Source organism: Nocardiopsis mwathae (genome assembly GCF_014201195.1).
In the GTDB taxonomy this organism is placed as follows: Bacteria; Actinomycetota; Actinomycetes; order Streptosporangiales; family Streptosporangiaceae; genus Nocardiopsis_C; species Nocardiopsis_C mwathae.
This window is the reverse complement of sequence record NZ_JACHDS010000001.1, coordinates 1,793,167-1,812,017: the sequence shown is the minus strand read 5'-3', so window position 1 is coordinate 1,812,017 and position 18,851 is coordinate 1,793,167. Positions and strand designations below refer to the sequence as shown.

Genomic DNA, 18,851 nt, shown 5'->3' with positions numbered 1-18,851 from the left:
CCGATGTTCCTTCGAACATGGATAACGATAGTTTTTCCCGACATCGAACATGATATGTGTTTGAATGGGCGGCATGGACAGTGCGGACAGAACCGATCTGATCGTCTCCCGGCTGCGGGAGACCGGCGAGGTGACCGTCACCGAGCTCGCCGAACTCACCGACCACTCCGAGATGACCATCCGCCGCGACCTCGACCAGCTCGCCGCCCAGGGCGTGCTGCGGCGGGTGCGCGGCGGCGCCGTCAGCCTGGTCCCGCGCGGCCAGGAGGCCCCCTACGCACTGCGCGAGCGCCAGTCGGCCGAGGCCAAGAGGCGCATCGCCGCCGCCGTCGGCGAGCTGATCGGCCCCGGTAGCGCCGTGGTCCTCGGCGGCGGAACCACCGCGGCCGAGGTCGCCCGTGTCCTGGCGGGGCGGGCCATCACCGTGATGCCCCTGGGGCTGCAGGCCGCCCAGCTGCTGAGCGCGGACCGCGCGACCAAGGTCCTGATGGCCGGGGGCGAGGTCCGCCCCACCGAGCTCAGCCTGCACGGACCCCTGGCCGAGGCATCCCTGGACGCGGTGCGTTTCGACGTCGCCGTGCTGGGCTGCTGCGGGATCACGGTCGGCGACGGCATCACCGCCCACGACCTCGGCGAGGTCGCGGTCGAACGCGCCGCCATGCGGTCGTCCCGGCGCACCGTCCTGGCCGCCGACTCCACCAAGCTCGGGCAGGTGACGATGGGCCGCGTCGGCCCCGTCACCGCCATCGACACCCTGGTCACCGACTCCGCCGCCCCCGACGGCATCGTGGCCGACCTCCAGGCGGCGGGGGTGACGGTCGTCCGTGCCTGACGCCTCCGCATCCGCCCCGTCCACCGGGCACGGCAGCGGCCCCTCCGCCGCCCGCCCCGACCGCCGACTGCGCCGCGCACGCGGCGCCGTGGCCGCGTACTTCTTCATCGCCGGGCTGATCATCGCGACGTGGGCGGCCCGCGTCCCCGCGGTGAAGGCACAGACCGGCCTCGACGACGGGCGGCTGAGCATCGGCCTGCTCGGCCTGGCCCTCGGCGCGCTCGCCGCCATGCAGGCCGCCGGTCGGCTGAGCGACCGCTTCGGCAGCGCCGCCGTCATCCTCCCGGCGGCGGTCGCGGGCAGCCTCGCGCTCGCGGCGCCGGGTCACGCCGACTCGCTGCCCCTCCTCTTCGCCGCGCTGTTCGCATTGGGCGCCGGGCACGGCATGCTCGACGTCCCGATGAACGTGCACGCCGCCCGGGTCGAGCGGCTCTACGGCCGTCCCATCATGGCCTCGTTCCACGCGGCGTTCTCGTTCGGCGGATTCGCCGGGGCCGGGATCGGCGCGCTGGCCGCCCAGGCCGGTGTGGGTCCGGCCGCCCACTTCTGGGGCGTCGCGTCGGTCATGGCCGCGGTGTCGGTGGCGGTGCGGCGGGGCCTGCTGGCCGGGCCCGACGCCGCATCCGCACCGCCCGCCGCCGGGGCGGTCGAGGCCGGTCCCCCCGCGCCCGTCCCCCCTGCGGCATGGGCGCCGAAGCTCCTGCTGTTCGGCTTCGTCGCGTTCGCCGCCTTCCTCGGCGAGGGCGCCGCACTCGACTGGTCCAGCGTCTACCTGCACGACACGATGGGGAGCTCCGCCGCGGTCGCCGCCGGCGCTTTCGCCGTCTTCTCCGCCACGATGGCCGCCGGGCGGCTCGTCGGTGACCGGCTCAGCGCCGCGTTCGGCCCCGCGACCGTGGTGCGCGGCGGCGGACTGCTGGCGGCGGCCGGACTGGGGGCGGCGCTGCTGGTCCCGGTGCCGTGGGCGGCCGTCGCCGGGTTCGGGCTGATGGGGGCGGGCCTGTCGTGCATCGTCCCGCAGGCCTTCACCGCCGCGGCCGCGCTCGATCCGCTGCGCGCCGGACGCAACCTGAGCCGGGTCGCGGCCGCGGGCTACGTCGGCCTGCTCAGCGGTCCGGTGCTGATCGGCGCCCTGGCCCACCTCTGCGGACTCGGCGTCGCACTGGCGCTGCCCGCCCTGCTGGCCCTGCTCATGGCGGGAATGGCCGGAGCGCTGCGCCCGGTGAGGTGACGGTCACGCACCGCACCGGGTGCGTCCGATGAGGTGTAACCGCCGGTCCCGTTGGGAATCCGTTCTCCAGACCCCGGGTGCCCGGTGGTGCGGTCCGTGCCGCCGGGGCCGGGGAGGCAGGTCGGTCCGTCCCCCAAGGAGGCCCCCGTGTCCATCATGGTGATGTTCGGTATCGGGTCTCTGGCGATGTTCGCTCTACTCGTCGGACTGTTCATGACGGCACTGCTGGCCGGGGCGGGCGATGCCGGCGACGCCGAACAGGCCGACGACGAGGAGGTCGACCGCTCGTCGCACGCCCACGGCGTCCACCTCGGATGAGAGCCTGAGAAGAGCGGCCCCCCGGTCCCGCCCTATGATCGAGCCGAAGGCCCGGCGTGATCAGGGGGGACACAGGGATGACGGAGGAGACCAGGCCCGCGTTCGCGGCGGAGCGCCGGGAGCGCATCCTGGAGCTGGTGCGCGCCAACGGCAGCATGGCGCTGCGCGACATCGCCGCCCAGGTCCGCGCCTCGGAGGTCACCGTGCGCCGCGACATCCGCGTGCTGGAGGCCGAGGGCCTGATCGACCGGCGACGCGGCGGGGCCGCTCTGCCCGGTCGGCTCGTCCACGAGCACAACCACACCCAGCGCTCCGGCACGGCCGCCCCGGAGAAACTCGCCATCGCCGCGGCCGCCGCCCGGCTGGTCCAGGACGACGACGCCATCGTGCTCGGCCCCGGGACCACCACCGAGGCGCTGGCCCGCGAGATCGTCGGGCGGCGGAACCTCACCGTGGTGACGAACTCGCTGCCCGTCGCCGAGATCCTGGCAGCCGCACCCGGGGTGGAGGTGGTGGTGACCGGCGGGACGCTGCGCAGCACGAATCTCGCGCTGGTCGGCACCGCCGCCGAGCAGTCACTGGCCGGGCTGCGCGTGCACCGCGCGTTCGTGTCCGGCAACGGCGTCACCGCCGAGCGGGGGCTGAGCACGCCCAACCCGGCGGTGGGCAGCACCGACCGGGCGCTGGTCGGCTGCGCCGAGGAGGTCATCGTGCTGGCCGACCACACCAAGGTCGGCGCCGACACGATGGTGCAGACCGTGGCACCCGAGCACATCGCGCACCTGATCACCGACAACCACGCCGATCCCGAGGTGCTGATGACGCTGGAGGACATGGGCACGCTCGTGCACGTCGCGGTGCTGGAGGTCGACCGCGGCGAGTAGAGGCGGGGGTTTCGGCGCCCCGCGGCTCCGGGCCGTCGTCCGCCGCCATCGCCGCCGGCTGGCGGCCGGGGACACAACGTCCGATACTGGTCGGTAAGGGGTGGGCGCACGGGCGGCGTCGCAGGTACCGGAGGGTGCGGCAGCGCGCAGGGCCGTTCCACGCCCGCCCGCCACGACCGCCGTCCCCCTGGAGACCGCTGTATGCCGATTCCCGTGACACTCCCCGAGCCGTGGTCGCAGGCCCGGGTGACCGTCGTCGTCCCCACCTACAACGAGGCCGACAACCTCCCTGTCCTGGTCGAACAGGTCCTCGCCCTGGGCCTGCCGCACCTGCGGCTGGTGATCGTGGACGACGGCTCTCCCGACGGCACCGGTGAGATCGCCGACAAGCTCGCCGCGAGCGCCGGGGAGGTCGGGGCGGGCGCACCGCGCATCACCGTCGTGCACCGCACCGCCAAGGACGGGCTCGGGCGCGCCTATGTCGCCGGGATGACCAGGGCACTGGAGGACGGTGCCGAGTACGTCGCCCAGATGGACGCCGACCTGAGCCACCCGCCGGGCTACCTGCCGCAGCTGCTGGGGACCCTGCTGTCCACCGGCGCCGGGGTGGTCATCGGCAGCCGCTACGTTCCCGGCGGGAGCCTGTCGGAACACTGGGGTCTGCGCCGCCGCCTGCTCAGCGGGTGGGCCAACGCCTACGTCAAGGCCATCCTGGCGATGCCGGTCCGCGACGTGACGGCGGGCTTCAAGCTGTGGCGCCGCGAGGCGCTGGAGGTGCTGGACCTGCCGAGCATCCACAGCAGCGGCTACAGCTTCCAGGTGGAGATGCACTTCCGCGCCTACCGGCGGGGGCAGAAGATCGTGGAGATCCCGATCCACTTCGAGGACCGGCAGGAGGGGTCCAGCAAGATGGACCTGGCCGTCCAGGTCGAGTCCGCGCTGCGCCCGTTCCGGCTGCGCTCCTACGAGCGCGAGGCGCGCAGGAAATGAGGGGCCGCGCGGGGCGGTCCGCTCTCCTATGGGCGCACCGTGTCCGTCCCGTGCGGTGTCACCGGCAGGTGCGGGACTCGGCGGTGATCACTCCTCGCGCACCGACCGGAAGGGCATGCCCCTCATGATCAGGATCGCGTTGACCGGCGTGTACGTCACCGACCAGGAGAAGGCGCCGGCCTTCTACACCGACGTGCTGGGCTTCGAGAAGAAGCAGGACTTCCCCATCGGCGACGCCCGGTGGCTCACCGTCGCCTCACCCCGGGGACCGGAGGGGGTGGAACTGCTCCTCGAACCCGGCGGCAGCCGGATCGCCCGGCAGTACCAGGGGGCGATGATGGCGGCCGGAACGCCCATGACCTCGTTGGCCACCGACGACATCCACGCCGAGTACGAGCGCATGCGCGAACTCGGCGTGGAGTTCATCATGGAGCCGACGAAGGAGGGGACGGTGACCCAGGCCGTCTTCAACGACACCTGCGGCAACCTCATCGGCCTGTTCCAGCAGGAGTGAGGGCGCCGGCTACCCGGCCGGGTCCCCGCGATGCGCGGTTCCGGCCCGGCGCAGCACCGTGTCGGCGATCAGCCCGGCGAGGCGTTCGGCCTGGTCGCGGATGCGCGGGAGGGCGTCGAACCGGTGCCCGCGGCGCGCCGGGCCGACGACGAACAGGCACGGCGACGGGCCGCCCGACACGGTGATCAGTGCCCCGCGCGGGCAGCTCGCCAGCCCTGCCGCGCCACGCTGCGCGGGCACACCGGCGATGGGCGGCGGGGCGTGGACCGCCGGGTCTCCGGTGGCCACGACGGCGGCGGCCACCCGCAGCCGTTCCTCTCCGGCGGGGCCCGCTCCGGTTCCGGCCGACCGGGTCCGGGCACTCGCGCGCCCCGGACGGTCGTCGCGGATGTGCAGGACCACCCCGTCCCCGTCGGCCGCCAGTGCGGCCACCCGGGCGCTCCGCCGGTGGACGGCGGCGTGCGGCCAGGCCCAGTCGGTGGTATCGGCGAGCGTCGCGGCGAGGTAGTCGCCGTACACCCGCCGCGGCAGGTGCGTGGCCGGGCTGCACCGCACCCCGCTGCTCCGCGCCCACTCCAGCAGATGGGCCGGGCGGTCGGGGAAGGCCGACAGCGTGCGGACCGGCGCGTCCAGCCGCCGGTCGTCGCCGCCCGCGCACGAGGTGCCGCGGGCGTACCGGCCGTACTCGTCCAACAGGACCACCTCGTAGCCCAGGCGCAGCCAGGTGGTGGCGCGCAGCAGCGCGATGGCCACCAGCGCGGCGCTGGGGCCGCCGCCCGCGAACGCGATGACCGGTTCGGCGGCGTTCCGGCTCGTGCCCACTCCCAGGACCCCGTTCTCCCTTCCCGTGCTCATCCCGCGGCGGGGATGGCGCCCCTCCGGCCAGGCTAGACCAGGCGCGATGCGCGTCCGGCACGCTCGGAGACCGGTTCGGGCGCCGACGCGACTCAGCGGTCGGCCGCGCCGGGTCCCTCACCCGCCGTCGATCCCGGGCAGCGGCTCAGCGGCGGCCCGGACACGTCGCAGAAGGTGCGGCGGAACGCGCGGGCCCGGACCTCGTGGTCCCGCAGGAACAGGGCCAGCACCGACGCGGCGACGCCGAGTCCGGTGAGGATCAGCATCGCCGGGCCGAACCCGGCGGCGATGCCGCGCGCACCGGTGATCCCCGCGAGCACCGGAACGGCGGCCACACCGATCAGCTGGGCGCCGCGCGCCAGGGTGTTGTTGACGCCGGAGGCCACCCCGGCGTGGCGTTCGGGGGCGGAGGCCAGCACGGTGGCCGTGAGCGGCGCGACCACGGTGGACAGCCCCAGCCCGACCAGGACGACGCCGGGCAGCACGGCGGCGGTGTAGTCGCCCAGTGTCGCCTCCTGGCCGGGCTCGGGAGCGCCCAGCCTGGCCAGCAGGAGCGTCCCGGCGGCGACCAGCAGCGGGCCGACGGTCAGCTGGGGGCGCGGACCGATGCGCTCGGACAGCCGCCCCGACTGGCCGGAGAGCACGAGCATCAGCACGGTGATGGGCAGCGCGGCGGCGCCGGCGGCCACCGCGCTGTAGCCGCGCACCTCCTGCAGGTAGATGACCAGTAGGAAGAACAGCGGCCCCAGCGCACCGTAGACCAGCACGGTCACGGCGTTGGTCACGCTGAAGCGCACCGAAGAGAAGATGTCCAGCGGCAGCATGGGGTGGGGGCTGCGCCGCTCGGCGACCACGAAGGCCACCAGCGCCGCCACCCCGATCACCGCGCTGGCCGCGATCCCCGCCACCGGAGCCTGGGGCGCGCCCGACTGGATCAGCGCGTAGGTGATCCCGGCCAGCCCGACGACGCCCAGGACCGCCCCGCGATGGTCCAGCCGCTCCGGCGCCTCGGTGTCGCGCGATTCGGGCAGGTGGCGCCAGGCGATGAACAGCACCACCACCGCCAGCGGCAGGTTGATGAGGAAGATCAGCCGCCATGAGCCCGTGTCGACCAGCCAGCCGCCGACGAACGGCCCGGCCGCCGCGGCCACGCCGGTCAGCCCGGACCACGCGCCGATCGCCCGCGCCCGGTCCTCCTTGCGGAAGCCCGCTTGGATGATCGCGAGGCTGCCCGGGGTGAGCATCGCGCCGCCCACCCCCTGCAGCAGGCGCCCCGCCACCAGCCAGGACAGGTCCGGAGCGACCGTGCACAGCGCCGAGGCCACCGCGAACCAGGCGACACCGAGGATGAACAGCCGCACCCGGCCGAACCGGTCGCCGAGCGACCCGCTGAGCAGGATCAGGGCCGACAGCGTGATCATGTAGCCGTTGACGATCCACTGCAGCCCGGACATGCCGGTGTCCAGGTCGGCGGAGATGTCGGGTAGCGCGACGTTGACGACCGTCGAGTCGAGGAACGCCATGCCCGAGCCCAGCACCGTCGCGGTCATGATCCACCGTGCCGCCGGGGTGCCCCAGGCGACCTCGCCCGCGGCGACCCGGCCGGTCCCGCCACCGATCACCCGGCTCACCTCCCCGGGAAACACTACGGCGCGGGCGGCCCCCCTGAGGGGGAACCGCCCGCGCCACCGGTGTGTCGCGGGGCCGCCCGGTGAAACGACCCCGCGCCCCGGCCGGGGCTACTCGCTGGCGAGCGCCCCGGTGATCGAGGTCTTCGCGGCCTTGCGGCCCGGCAGCACCGAGGCCAGCAGGCCGGCGACGACCGCGACCGCGATGAAGACCGCGATCTGCCCGGCCGGCAGGGCGAACTGCATGCCCTGGAACGAGGCTGCGCCCGCGACCCAGCCGAACAGGACACCGAGCCCGATGCCCACGCCCGCGCCGATCAGGCAGAGCAGGACGGCCTCCAGGCTGAGCATCCGCCGCAGCTGCGCCTTGGACAGTCCCAGCGCCCGCAGCAGCGCCGACTCGCGGGTGCGCTCCAGCACGGAGAGCGCCATGGTGTTGGCGATGCCGAACACCGCGATGATGATCGCCAGGCCGAGCATGGCCGCGATGACCAGGAACGCCATGTTGAGCATGTCGTCGAACTGCTTCTTGACCTGGGCGACCGACGCGACCTGCAGCGTCGGGTCGTCGTCGACGGCGGCGTAGACCGCGTCGCGCACCTCGTCGCTGGGCGCCGACTCGGCGCCCTTGACCGAGACCTGCCGGTACCCGCTGACGCCGGGGAAGTCCGCGGCGAAGTCGTCCGGGTCCAGGGTCACGCCCCACATCTGCGGGGAGTCCTTGGTGATCGCGACGATCTCGAAGGAGCGCTCGCCCTTCTCGGTCCGCAGGGTGTAGGTGTCCCCCACGCCCGATCCGCCGGTGGCCGTGTCGTCCGACAGGACGGCCTTCCCCGGGCCCAGGTCGGCCAGGTCGCCGGCCTCCACGTCGGACTTGATGTCGGTACCGAGGGTGGCGCCGTCATAGGCGGAGACCGGGGTGTAGCCGTCCTCGCCCTCCACGTCGGTGCTGCGCTGGCCGATGACCGTGGCGATCTTCGGGGAGGCCTCCAGGCGGTCGACGACCGCCTCCGGGATGCCGCGGCCGTTTCCGTCGCCGTCCAGGCTGACCTGCTGGGTGACCTGGTAGTCCACCGGGAACTGCCTGTCCATCATCTCGGTCATCGTCTTGGAGACCGACGCGCTGATGACGGAGTAGCCGGTGATGAGGGTGGCGCCGACGGTGAGCGCGATCATGGCGGTGGCGGCGCGTTTGGGACTGCGCCGCGCGTTGTCGGCGGCGAGCATGCTGGGCACGCCGATCCTGCGCATCGGAACGCCCACGGCCGTGACCACGGCGCGGACCAGCAGCGGGCCGATGATGACCACGCCGATGAAGGCGAGGATGCCGGACACGGCGGTCAGCGTCAGGCCGTCCTGCCCCTTGGCGTCCATCGCCAGGGGGATCAGTCCGCCGGAGGCCAGGAAGAACACCGCGGCACCGGCGATCCGCTTCCACCCGAAGCCCTTGTCCAGGCCGTGCGCCACCGCGCTGGTGCGCAGCGCCGCCAGCGGCGGCACGCGGGTGGCGCGCAGCGCCGGGACCAGCGCCGCGAACAGCGTCATCAGGGTGCCGACGAGCATGCCGACGATGACCGCCGACGGGCTGACGACCAGCGCGGCCGGGGCGCCGTCGCCGCCGATGGCTTCGCCGCCGAGCTGGAAGGCGCCGTAGCCCAGGCCGATGCCGGCGAGCACGCCCAGAGCCGAGGCCACCAGGCCGACGACGAGCGCTTCGGTGAGCACGCTGCCGAAGACCTGGCCGCGATGGGCGCCGACGCAGCGCAGCAGGGCCATCTCGCGCTGGCGCTGGGCGATGAGGATGGCGAAGGTGTTGTAGATGACGATCCCGGCGACGAAGACCGAGATCAGGGCGAAGAGCATGAGGGCGGTGGCCATGACATCGGCCTGGGCGCCTGCCGCCTTGGCCAGGGCCTCGCCCTTCTCCTGGCCGGTCATGACCTCGGCGCCGCTGCCGGCGGCCTTCTCCACGGCGGAGGCGACGGCGCTGTCGTCGGTACCGTCGGTGCCGATGACGTCGATCTCGCTGTAGTCGGAGACACCGGTCATCCGCACGGCCGTGTCGTGGGTGAAGGCGAGCGCGCCCATGAAGGCGAGCTCCTGGTCGACGCCGACGTCGATGAGGCCGGTCACGGTGAAGGTGTGCTTCTCACCGTCGGGGTCGAGGACCTCGGCCTTGTCCCCGATCTCATAACCGGTCTCGGCGGCGATGTTGGTGGCCAGGGCGACCTCGTCGCCCGCCGTGGGCAGGCGCCCCGCGGTCGCGTCGTAGCGGGTGACCTCACCGACCGAGATGCCCTTGGTCGGGAAGGTGCCGACGGCGCGGCCGTCCTTGTCCAGGAGCGGGGCGTCGGCCTTGATGACGCCGTCGGCCTTGTCGACCTCGGACAGGTCGCGGATGTCGTCGAGGGTCGAGCTCGGCAGCAGGTCCGGCTCGGCGTCCGGGGCCTGGTGCGGCGTGCTCTCCGGCTCCACGATCGCGGAGAGCTTGTCCGCGGAGCCCATGACCTGGCTGCTGAAGCTCTCCTTGAGGGTTCCGGTGAAGACGAGGGTGCCGGAGACGAACATGACGCCGAGGATGATGGCCAGGGCGGTGGTGATCAGGCGGCCCTTGTGCATGCGCAGGCCGGCCAGGGTGGTGCGCAGCACGGCTCAGGCCTCCAGCTTCACGAGGCGGTCGAGCACGGTCTCGGCGGTGGGGGCGTGGACCTCGTCGACCAGGCGGCCGTCGCGCAGGAAGACGACCCGGTCGGCGTAGGAGGCGGCGACGGGGTCGTGGGTGACCATGACGATGGTCTGGCCCAGCTCGCGGGCCGAGTCGCGCAGGAAGGCCAGGACCTCGGCGCCGGAGCGCGAATCGAGGTTGCCGGTGGGCTCGTCGGCGTAGACGACCTCGGGGGCGCCGAGCAGGGCGCGGGCCACGGCCACGCGCTGCTGCTGGCCGCCCGACAGCTTGGAGGGCAGGTGGTGCAGCCGGTTCTCCAGGCCGACGACCTTGATGATGTGGTCGAAGCGCTCGCGGTCGGTGCCGCGTTTGGCGATCTGGGCGGGCAGGAGGATGTTCTGCTCGGCGGTGAGCATGGGCAGGAGGTTGAAGGACTGGAAGATGAAGCCGATGCGGTCGCGGCGCAGGAGGGTGAGCTGCTTGTCCTTGAGGCGGGTGATGTCGGTGCGGCCGAGGTGGACGGTGCCGGAGGTGGCGGTGTCCAGTCCGGCCAGGGTGTGCATGAGGGTGGACTTGCCCGATCCGGAGGGGCCCATGATCGCGGTGAACGCGCCGCGGGTGAACTCCACCGACACGTCGTCCAGGGCGCGGACCGCCGAGTCCCCGCTGCCGTACACCTTGGTGAGATTACGGGCGATCACCACGGGCGGGGCTTGCGGGTGCTGTCGGTGCGGCGTGGCCAGTGCGGCGCTTTCGCTCACGATCGGTTCTCCTGACGGATTCAACGGGGTCTGTTCCGGCGACGGGCGGGTGCATGGCCCGCCGCAACTTTGATCACGGTATGTCCGCGCATGTCACGGATTCCTCGGTCGGAGAGCCGATTTCCGCCTGGGCCGAAAGTACGGCCGAACGGCGCCGGCGACGCCTTCGTCGGGGCACCGGTACCGACTTTCGTCGGTGCCCCTCCACCCCCGCCTCCCCGGACTCGCCCGGGTTCGCCTTCCTGACCTGCGGCGCTGATGGGTGATCGACTTTCGCCGCCCCCGGGAAAACGCCGTTGACCAGGCGAAGCCCGCGGCGCAGAGCGCGCCATAGACTCCGGCACATGTTCCATGGAGAGGAAGAGAAGCTGCGGCGCGCGTTCGGGGAGCGCCCGACGCGGCTCTGGAAGTGGTGGTGGGACCGCCGCTACCGGTTCGCCGACTGGTTCTACGCGATCACCCTCTGGCCGTGGATCATCCTGTCCTCCGCCGCATCGCAGTCGGGGATGGCCGCTCCGGTGATGCGCCTGCTGGACGGACCCGTGGCGTGGCCGTTGCAGTTGGTGGCGATCGGCCTGGTGGTGCTGCTGTTCCCCGCGCTGACGGCGCTGGCGATCCTGTTCCGCCGTACCCGCCCCGAGCTGCTGCTGATAGCCGCGGCCGTGATGCTCTTCGTGTTCGGCAGCGGGGTGGCGGCCGCGATCGCCCTGTACTCGTATGCCGCCTGGTTCTCCGACCGGCGGCGGTTGGCGGCCTGGACCCTGACCATGGTCATCGGGGCGGCCGTCGCCTACTCCTTCAGCGAGACGCCCGTCTTCCTCACCCTGAGCGTGTGGATCGTGTTCATCGCGCTCCCCCTCACCATCGGGCTGTGGGTGGGCACCCGCCGCCAGCTCGTCGACAACCTCAAGGAGCGCGCCGAGCGGCTGGAGCGCGAACAGCACCTGATGGCCGACCGCGCCATCACCGCCGAACGCACCCGCATCGCCCGGGAGATGCACGACGTCGTCGCCCACCGGGTCAGCCTGATGGTGCTGCACGCCGGCGGACTGGAGGTGTCCGCCTCCGACCCGACGACCGTCGAGACCGCCGGGCTGATCCGCAGCACCGGCCGCGAGGCCCTCTCCGAGCTCCGCGAGATCCTCGGCGTGCTGCGCGACGACCCCGCCGCCGACGCGCCCACCGCCCCGCAGCCGGTCCTCTCCGACCTCGCCCGGCTGATCTCCGAATGGCGGACGGCCGGAATGCGGATCGAGTGGCGTACCACGGGATCCCCGCGCCCGCTGCCCGCCCAGGTGGAGCGCACCGCGTTCCGCACGGTGCAGGAGGCGCTGACCAACGCCGGAAAGCACGCCCCCGGCGGCGCGGTCACGGTCCGCATGGACTACGGCGAGGACAACCTGGAGATCGTCGTCACCAACGAGCCGCGCCGCGACACCGCCGGCCCGTGCTCGGAACCTCCGCCCAGCAGCGGATACGGGCTGGCCGGGCTGCGCGAGCGCATCAGTCTGGTCGGCGGCGACCTGTCCGCGGGCCCGTACCCGGACGGCGGGTGGCAGGTTCGCGCTATCTTGCCGGTGGGGACGCAGGAGTCTGAGGAGACAGGGGAACGCGGGTGATCCGCACGATACTGATCGACGACGAGCAGCTGGTGCGCTCGGGGCTGAAGATGATCCTGGACTCGGCCGACGACATCGAGGTCGTCGGCGAGGGGGCCGACGGCGCCGAGGCGGTCCGCCTGGCCCGTCAGCTGGCGCCCGACGTCGTCCTGCTCGACATCCGGATGCCGGGCGTCGACGGGCTGACCGCCGCCGCCGAGTTGACGGCCCTGCCGAACCCGCCCAAAGTCGTCCTGCTCACCACCTTCGACCTGGACGAGTACGTGCACCGCGCGCTGCGTGCGGGGGCCGTGGGCTTCCTGCTCAAGGACACCCCGCCGCGCGACCTGATCTCGGCCGTGCGGACGATCGACGAGGGCAACGCCATGCTCGCGCCCAGCGTCACCAAGCGCATGCTGGAGCGTTTCGCCGCACCCGCGTCCGACGAGGCGCCGGTGGCCGCCAAGCGGTTGGAGGTGCTGAGCGACCGCGAGCGCGACGTGCTCGTCGCCATCGCCCGCGGCATGTCCAACGCCGAGGTCGGCCGCGAACTGGGGATGCGCGAGGCCACGGTCAAGGCACACGTCAGCCGCATCCTCTCCAAGCTCGGCATGACCAACCGGGTGCAGGCGGCCATCCTCGCCCACGACGCCGGGTGGGTATAGCCGCCCCCGCCGAGGTCAGCGCAGCGGCATCACGGTCAGGTCGTCGCCCAGGGCGGCCGCGATCTCGGCGGCGCGCGCGTGGTCGTCGAGGCGGCGCGTGAGGTAGGCGCAGGCGTGGTGGTGCCGCAGCGACCACCAGGCGGCCGAGCCGCCGAGCCCGCCCTTGGCGATCTTGACATGGTCGCGGACGAAGCCCGGCGTCCAGGTGACCTCGGTGCCGAACAGGTCGTCGTGGCCGGTGACCTGGGGTCGGAGGAATTCGCCGTGCAGGCGCGGGCCCAGGAGTGCGCGCACGGGGCCGTCCTCGCGGGTCAGATCGGCGAAGAACTTCGCAGCGGCGCTCGCGGTGGTGTGCAGGTTGATCGCACCGAAGACCGCGCGCCGCCACTCCGGGCTGTTCATCCGGCCCATGTCCATGGCTCCGGCGGGCGGCGCCATCCACGGTAGTGCGGGCAGCCGGCGCGGCCACTCCGCGTCGGCGTACTCCAGGTCGGCGGCCCGGGCAAGGACGTGCTCCGGCACCCCGAAGTAGGCCTCGATGCCCAGCGCCGGACGCACCACACCCGCATAGACCTCGGCCAGCGTGGTGTCGGCGCCCGCACGCAGGACGCCGTCGATCAGGTGGCCGTGAATCCCTCGACCCGCATCGTGGCCGCCTCTCCGCGTCACCGGTCCCCCGCACGCCGGGGACGCTACCCCATGGCGGTATTCCCTCCGATGGTCTCGGGGGAACGGCGGTGTCAGGGGCCCGTGGTCAGGCCGCCTCGGGGCACAGGCGCCGGGGCGCACCGCCGTCGACACTCGCCTCGACGCAGCCGCCCGGCAGTCCGGTGCCGGGGTCGGCCGCGTCGCCGAAGTTGGCGGTGACGGTCAGCGCCCCGTCGCCGAACCCGGTGCGCTGCACCAGATGGTCGTCGGACAGGTAGGCGAAGCCGGTCATGGGCTCGGTGGCCGCCGCCTCGTGCAGCGGCTGGAAGTAGTTCTGCAGCTCGGCGATCTCCTCGCCGTGCGCGTCGAGCTCGTCGTCGTTGAGCACCAGGTTGATCGGGGTGTTGTAGAGCATCGCGAGCAGGACACGGTCGCGCTTCCGGTCGGGGAGCTTGTAGAGGGGCAGCTCCCAGCGGTCGGTACCGATCACCGAGTCGTGCAGCACGGTCTGGTACAGCGGGACCCGGTAGGCGGGGTCGAACATGGCCGTGGCGACCGGCTCGGGCAGGGTCGCGGGCTTGAAGAAGAACTTCGGGCCGCTCGCCGGGGCCCAGGCGCCCCAGCTCTCCCGGTCCCGCTGGGCCGCCCACAGGCCGTCGGCGACCGGGGTGGAGGAGCCGTGGTCGAACGCGATCACCTCATTGGCCCAGCCGACGGCCGACTCCGAGCCGAGGACCAGGCCGTCGTCCTCGGTCAGGCCGCGCATCCGCTCGATGCGGTTGTCGCGGTCCCGGGCCTGGGTCATCGGGTGGTCGGGGCTGTGGTCGTCGAAGAGCTCACCCGCGGCGTCGACGTCGAGGAAGTAGCCGGTGGCGCCGTTGGCGGTCAGGTCCCTCACCCGCTCGGCGATGGACTCCCGGAGCTCGTCGCCGTCGGCGACGGCCTGGGAGCTCAGGTAGCAGCCGCGGCCGCCGAAGCCGGTCTTCGGTGTGCCGTCGGCCTCGATGACGCAGTCACGCGGGTAGACACCGTCGGGCCAGACCGACAGGGCCGTGTCGGAATCGGCGGGGTCCTGGGCGTTGGCCCAAGAGTCGTAGGGGCCGACGAGGTACCCGGCGTCGTCGGCGGCGCCCACCGCCTCGGCGTCCATCGGCGCGCTCTCGGGGTCGTAGCCGAGCCACATGCGTCCGATCCCCAGCTCCCGCATCCGCGCGATGCCCTCGGCACGGCTGCCGGCGCCCCAGGTGTAGGCGTGGAAGGCGCCGATGAGCTTCTGGACCTCGGGGTTGGCCGCGATCTTCGCCCTGAGCGAGCCGAGCCGCCCGCGCTCCTTGAGCAGGGAGCGGTAGTCGGCCGCCGCGGCGGTGGGCTCGGCGCCGGTCAGGGCGATCGTCACCGCGTAGTCGAGGGTCCCGGACGCCCCGGAGAAGGTGTGCTCGGCCTCGTTGGACAGCCGCCCGCCGTCGGAGACGAAGCGCAGCAGGGTCCCGATGCCGTCGTCGCCCACGCTGTAGGCGGCGCCGAGCCCGCCCAGGTCGATCCCCCAGAAGGGCATGGTCAGCCCGGAACTCATGTCGATGTCCGTCCCGGCCAGCCCGGCGTCCTCGGAGTTCCAGAAGTCGTCGTCGAGCGGGACCGACAGGCCCTCCCCGCGGGGGAAATCCACGGCGGAGGCGGCGGGGTCGGTGCCGGTCACCGGCCAGGTGAGGGTGGTGTCGGCGGCGGCCTCGGCGGTGGAGCGCAGCTCGACGGCGAGGCGGCCCTGCTCGGCGGTCGCCGTGGCCTCCAGCCCGAGGTCGGGGTAGGACCAGTGGGCGCCGTCGCCGTCGACCGCGACGTCGCCGGGTTCGCCCAGGTCCTGCTCGGCGGATTCGGACAGGGTGCGCGGGCCGCCGTCCGTGTCGGGCCGGGCGGTGACGGCCAGCGTGGCCGTGTCGACCACGGCGTCGCCGCCTCGGATGGGAACGATGACCGATCCGTCCTCGACTCGGACCGGTGCGGCGGCGGGCTGTGCGGCCGCTGCGACGGCCAGCGGCACGGCCACACCCACGCCGACGCAGGCGGCGATCCCGGCCAGCAGTCGGCCGGGGCGGGGCCGCGGCGGGCGGGCGGAGTCGGTGGCTGCGGGCGGAGGCGCTGCGGAGGTCGCGCGGTGCTCATGCGGTTCTTCTGCCATGGGGCCCGATCGTGGCGGCCGCGTATGAGAGGCGGATGAAAGAGGCGGACGAAAGGGGATCGCCGCGAACGCGGAGGCCGCACCGGCGGCGCCGACGCCGGTCAGGGGCGGTCGCCGGTGTCGGCGGCACGCCAGTACTGGCGCTTCTTCTCCTCCCGGACGACGATGCCGAGCTTGGCGAGTTCGCGGCGGAGCTCGGCGGCGTCGTCCCCGTCCTTCTCCTCCAGTGCGCGCTGGCGGGCCCGGAACAGGGCGTCGGCCGACGCGGACAGCTCGGGGGCGCCCTCGACCCAGCGCCGGAACTCCTCGCGGTGGGGGTCGCCGTCGGCCAGCCACGCGTATCCGCGGGCGGTGAACGCGCCCGCCAGGGCCGCGGCGTCCAGGTCGCACTTCTCCCGGGCCAGCTCGCGGGTGCCGCCGCCGAGCAGCACGAGGTGTCCGCCGTCGAGGAAGGCCGCGTGCACCGAGGAGCGCCGGAAGTCCTGGGCGCTGTCGCCGCGCTTCAGCTCGACCCCGTCGTCGGTCACGGTGACCGTCAGACTCTCGGCCCACCACAGCACGGCCAGGACCAGTCCGGCCGCCGCGCCCAGTGCGAGGGCGCCGATGGTGGCGACGGGTTCGGGCAGGGCGGCGACGAGCTTGAACGGGCCTTGGAACGGCGCCCATTCCAGGGATGCCACCCACCCGGCGACGGACCTCAGCAGCCAGCCGAGTCCGGCGCCGATCAGGGGCAGGCCGATCCACCACACGTGCTCGCGGACGACGGTGGTGTTCTCGGGGCGGCTCATCGGCGATTCCATGGCGCGGTTCTTCGCTTCTCCTCGGGACGGATGCCGCCGACCGGGGCCGGCGGCGAGGTACGCCCCCGACGCTAGGGCGAGCCGCCGGGCCGGGGCATCGTCCTTCGGTATCGGCCACCGCGACCGAAGTCGACCACCGCCCCTCTCGTCGTTGATCTCGGAGATATCGGGGCCTCGGCCGCGATTTTCACCCCGATATCTCCGAGATCAACGGAGGGAGGCGCGGGTCGGGGGCGGGGAGGGGGTCAGTCGGCGCCGTCGAGCAGGCCGGCGTCGTGGGCGAGCAGGGCGACCTGGACCCGGTTGTTCAGGTCGAGCTTGGTGAGGATGCGCGAGACGTGCGACTTGACCGTCGGCACGCTCATGTACAGGCTCGCGGCGATCTCGGCGTTGGAGCGGCCGCCGCCGATGGCCACGGCCACCTCGCGCTCCCGCTCGTTGAGCAGGGTGAGGCGTTCCCGGGCCCGGCGGCGGCGCAGGTCCTCGTCGGACTCGGTGACCCGGTCGATCAGGCGGCGGGTGACCGCCGGGGACAGCACGGGTTCGCCCGTGGCCACCCGCCGCACGGCCTCGACGATCTCGGCGGGCGGGGTGTCCTTGAGGACGAATCCGGCGGCGCCCGCACGCAGGGCGCGCAGCACGTGGGTGTCGGCGTCGAAGGTGGTCAGGATGACGACCTCGGGCGCGCGGGTGCGGGCGCGCAGGGCCTCGGTGGCGGCCAGGCCGTCCATGGCCGGCATCCGGATGTCCATGAGGACGACGTCCGGCGCGTGCCGGTCGACCGCTGAGGCGACCTCGGTTCCGTCGCCGGCCTCGGCGACCACCTCGATGTCGGGGGCGCCTCCCAGCATCATGGCGAGTCCGGCGCGGAGCAGGGGGTCGTCGTCGACGATGAGCACGCGGATGTGCTGGGTCCCGGGTGAGGTCATGCGGGCCAGGGTAGCCAGGCCTCGACCCGGAAGTCGCCGGAGGTCGTGGGGCCGTGGCGCAGGCGCCCGCCGACGATGGCGGCGCGCTCGGCCAGTCCGAGCAGGCCGTGGCCGGCCTTCGCGGCGGGCGCCCCGGCGGGCACGGGCGTGCCCGCCCGTGGACCGCCGCCGCGAAGGGGATTGCGGACCTCGACGGTCAGCCCCTCCCCGGGCCGTCCCGCGAGGGCGACATGGACGGGGGCGCCGGGCGCGTGCTTGCGGGCGTTGGTGAGTGCCTCCTGGACGATGCGGTAGGCGGTGCGGCCGACGGTGTCGGGGACGGTTCCGGTGATGTCCTCGTCGAGCTCGACCGGTGTCCCGGCGCGGGAGGACTCGGCGACGAGCCCGCGTACGTCGGCGAAGGTGGGCTGGGGCAGCTCCTCGGTGGGGGCGCGCAGCACGCCGATGACCTCGCGCAGGTCCTGGAGGGCCTGGTGGGCGCTCTCCCGGATGACCCCGGCGGTGCGGGCGATGTCCTCGGGGCGGGCGTCGGGCCGGAACTCCAGCGCACCGGCGTGCACGCTGAGCAGGGAGAGGCGGTGGCCCAGGATGTCGTGCATCTCGCGGGCGATCTGCTCGCGGGCCAGCAGCTGCGCCTGTTCCGCGCGGAGGCGGGCCTCGGTCTCGGCGCGCTCGGCGCGGTCGCGCAGGGACAGCACGAGCTGGCGCCGGTGGCGGATGAACAGGCCCCAGCCGACCAGCCCCAGCAGGATGCTGGTGCCCAGCAGCTCGTCGAGGGCGCGCGGCATGACCGGGCCGGAGTGCAGCGCGACGACGACGGCGCCGAGGGCGACGGACAGCCCGGCGACGGCGGCGGTGGTCCGCCAGGGCCGGTGCACCGCGACGGTGAACAGCGCCACCAGCGCGGCTCCGGCCACCAGTTCGATGGCGCTGGCCAGGACGACGAGCACGACCGCGAGGGCGACCGGCCACCGGCGCCGCAGCCACAGGGCCAGGCAGCTCAGGGCGCCGAGGGCGTACTCGACGGCCACCAGCCACTGCGGCCACGGGGGCGGGCCGCTGCGTTCCAGGAGGACCAGCAGCCCGAAGAGCACCGCGCAGGCGAACAGTGCGGCGTCGACGCACCGGTCGCGCAGTCTGCGCCGGTGGGCGGGCCGGGGATCGGGACCTTCCATGGGTAACGACGCTACCCTCGCCCCGGCCCGCGCCGCCGTGCCGCGGCCAGGGCATCGACCGAAGTCGGCGCGGGTCGCGACCTCCGGCCGTTCCACCCGGTGCGGCGGTCGCCGTCGGTCGCGTTGGCCGTGCTGCGGTCGCCCGTGCCCGCCCTCGCCACGGGTGATGCCCGACCGCCGTG

The 18,851-nt window shown here is 73.5% G+C and carries 17 protein-coding genes; 8 read left to right on the top strand and 9 right to left on the bottom strand.

Going from position 1 to position 18,851, the window contains the following annotated elements; all coding sequences use genetic code 11:
• Positions 1–73 precede the first annotated feature (73 nt).
• The 6 genes from HNR23_RS07415 to HNR23_RS07390 all read left to right on the top strand — a co-directional run bounded on the left by HNR23_RS07415 (position 74) and on the right by HNR23_RS07390 (position 4,769).
• Positions 74–832, top strand: a complete 759-nt coding sequence (locus tag HNR23_RS07415; protein ID WP_184074686.1) for a DeoR/GlpR family DNA-binding transcription regulator — start codon at positions 74–76, stop codon at positions 830–832.
• 67 nt (positions 833–899) lie between these two features.
• Entirely contained in the window at positions 900–2,063 is a 1,164-nt protein-coding gene (locus HNR23_RS07410) for an MFS transporter (RefSeq protein WP_184080039.1), read from the top strand.
• Between the two features lie 147 nt (positions 2,064–2,210).
• Positions 2,211–2,381, top strand: coding sequence for a hypothetical protein (locus tag HNR23_RS07405; RefSeq protein WP_184074685.1), 171 nt, complete (start codon positions 2,211–2,213; stop codon positions 2,379–2,381).
• Between the two features lie 77 nt (positions 2,382–2,458).
• The gene (locus HNR23_RS07400; RefSeq protein WP_184074684.1) at positions 2,459–3,265 is read left to right on the top strand and encodes a DeoR/GlpR family DNA-binding transcription regulator; all 807 of its coding nucleotides are present in this window, start codon (positions 2,459–2,461) and stop codon (positions 3,263–3,265) included.
• Positions 3,266–3,466: 201 nt separating this feature from the next.
• Entirely contained in the window at positions 3,467–4,255 is a 789-nt protein-coding gene (locus tag HNR23_RS07395; RefSeq protein ID WP_184074683.1) for a polyprenol monophosphomannose synthase, read from the top strand.
• 115 nt (positions 4,256–4,370) lie between these two features.
• Positions 4,371–4,769, top strand: coding sequence for a VOC family protein (locus tag HNR23_RS07390; RefSeq protein ID WP_343070460.1), 399 nt, complete (start codon positions 4,371–4,373; stop codon positions 4,767–4,769).
• A gap of 9 nt (positions 4,770–4,778) precedes the next feature.
• Here the strand turns inward: HNR23_RS07390 and HNR23_RS07385 are convergent, their stop codons facing one another.
• The 4 genes from HNR23_RS07385 to HNR23_RS07370 form a co-directional block, all read right to left on the bottom strand.
• The gene (locus HNR23_RS07385) at positions 4,779–5,624 is read right to left on the bottom strand and encodes an FAD/NAD(P)-binding protein (protein ID WP_184074682.1); all 846 of its coding nucleotides are present in this window, start codon (positions 5,622–5,624) and stop codon (positions 4,779–4,781) included.
• A gap of 92 nt (positions 5,625–5,716) precedes the next feature.
• Positions 5,717–7,246 carry an MFS transporter gene (locus tag HNR23_RS07380; RefSeq protein ID WP_394353752.1) on the bottom strand — a complete coding sequence of 510 codons (1,530 nt, stop codon included), beginning with the start codon at positions 7,244–7,246 and terminating at the stop codon, positions 5,717–5,719.
• Positions 7,247–7,363: 117 nt separating this feature from the next.
• Positions 7,364–9,901 carry an FtsX-like permease family protein gene (locus tag HNR23_RS07375; protein WP_184074681.1) on the bottom strand — a complete coding sequence of 846 codons (2,538 nt, stop codon included), beginning with the start codon at positions 9,899–9,901 and terminating at the stop codon, positions 7,364–7,366.
• 3 nt (positions 9,902–9,904) lie between these two features.
• Positions 9,905–10,678: an ATP-binding cassette domain-containing protein gene (locus HNR23_RS07370; RefSeq protein WP_184074680.1), complete on the bottom strand. Its 774-nt coding sequence runs from the start codon at positions 10,676–10,678 to the stop codon at positions 9,905–9,907.
• A 344-nt stretch (positions 10,679–11,022) separates the two neighbouring features.
• On the opposite strand from HNR23_RS07370, the gene HNR23_RS07365 reads away from it, so the two are divergent.
• Complete coding sequence (locus HNR23_RS07365) at positions 11,023–12,297, top strand: sensor histidine kinase (RefSeq protein WP_184074679.1); 1,275 nt, start codon at positions 11,023–11,025, stop codon at positions 12,295–12,297.
• A complete protein-coding gene (locus HNR23_RS07360; protein ID WP_184074678.1) occupies positions 12,294–12,941 on the top strand; it encodes a response regulator in 648 nt (215 codons plus the stop codon). Before HNR23_RS07365 ends, HNR23_RS07360 begins: the two co-directional genes overlap by 4 nt.
• A 15-nt stretch (positions 12,942–12,956) precedes the next feature.
• On the opposite strand, the gene HNR23_RS07355 is transcribed toward HNR23_RS07360, so the two are convergent.
• From HNR23_RS07355 to HNR23_RS07335, 5 genes are all read right to left on the bottom strand, one after another.
• Entirely contained in the window at positions 12,957–13,610 is a 654-nt protein-coding gene (locus HNR23_RS07355; RefSeq protein WP_343070459.1) for a hypothetical protein, read from the bottom strand.
• A gap of 85 nt (positions 13,611–13,695) precedes the next feature.
• Positions 13,696–15,765 (bottom strand): glycoside hydrolase, encoded by a 2,070-nt coding sequence (locus HNR23_RS07350; RefSeq protein WP_246421628.1) that lies wholly within the window; start codon positions 15,763–15,765, stop codon positions 13,696–13,698.
• A 101-nt stretch (positions 15,766–15,866) separates the two neighbouring features.
• Positions 15,867–16,553, bottom strand: coding sequence for a YqeB family protein (locus HNR23_RS07345; RefSeq protein WP_184074676.1), 687 nt, complete (start codon positions 16,551–16,553; stop codon positions 15,867–15,869).
• Positions 16,554–16,810: 257 nt separating this feature from the next.
• Positions 16,811–17,494: a response regulator transcription factor gene (locus HNR23_RS07340; protein ID WP_184074675.1), complete on the bottom strand. Its 684-nt coding sequence runs from the start codon at positions 17,492–17,494 to the stop codon at positions 16,811–16,813.
• The gene (locus tag HNR23_RS07335; RefSeq protein ID WP_184074674.1) at positions 17,491–18,669 is read right to left on the bottom strand and encodes a histidine kinase; all 1,179 of its coding nucleotides are present in this window, start codon (positions 18,667–18,669) and stop codon (positions 17,491–17,493) included. The genes HNR23_RS07340 and HNR23_RS07335 overlap by 4 nt, the downstream gene beginning before the upstream one ends.
• Between the last annotated feature and the right edge of the window lie 182 nt (positions 18,670–18,851).

Coding starts and splice junctions, on each gene's coding strand:
- HNR23_RS07415 (WP_184074686.1), top strand. CDS start 74: ATGGACAGTGCGGACAGAACCGATCTGATCGTCTCCCGGCTGCGGGAG.
- HNR23_RS07400 (WP_184074684.1), top strand. CDS start 2,459: ATGACGGAGGAGACCAGGCCCGCGTTCGCGGCGGAGCGCCGGGAGCGC.
- HNR23_RS07395 (WP_184074683.1), top strand. CDS start 3,467: ATGCCGATTCCCGTGACACTCCCCGAGCCGTGGTCGCAGGCCCGGGTG.
- HNR23_RS07390 (WP_343070460.1), top strand. CDS start 4,371: ATGCCCCTCATGATCAGGATCGCGTTGACCGGCGTGTACGTCACCGAC.
- HNR23_RS07385 (WP_184074682.1), bottom strand. CDS start 5,624: ATGAGCACGGGAAGGGAGAACGGGGTCCTGGGAGTGGGCACGAGCCGG.
- HNR23_RS07365 (WP_184074679.1), top strand. CDS start 11,023: ATGTTCCATGGAGAGGAAGAGAAGCTGCGGCGCGCGTTCGGGGAGCGC.
- HNR23_RS07350 (WP_246421628.1), bottom strand. CDS start 15,765: ATGGCAGAAGAACCGCATGAGCACCGCGCGACCTCCGCAGCGCCTCCG.
- HNR23_RS07345 (WP_184074676.1), bottom strand. CDS start 16,553: ATGAGCCGCCCCGAGAACACCACCGTCGTCCGCGAGCACGTGTGGTGG.
- HNR23_RS07340 (WP_184074675.1), bottom strand. CDS start 17,494: ATGACCTCACCCGGGACCCAGCACATCCGCGTGCTCATCGTCGACGAC.
- HNR23_RS07335 (WP_184074674.1), bottom strand. CDS start 18,669: ATGGAAGGTCCCGATCCCCGGCCCGCCCACCGGCGCAGACTGCGCGAC.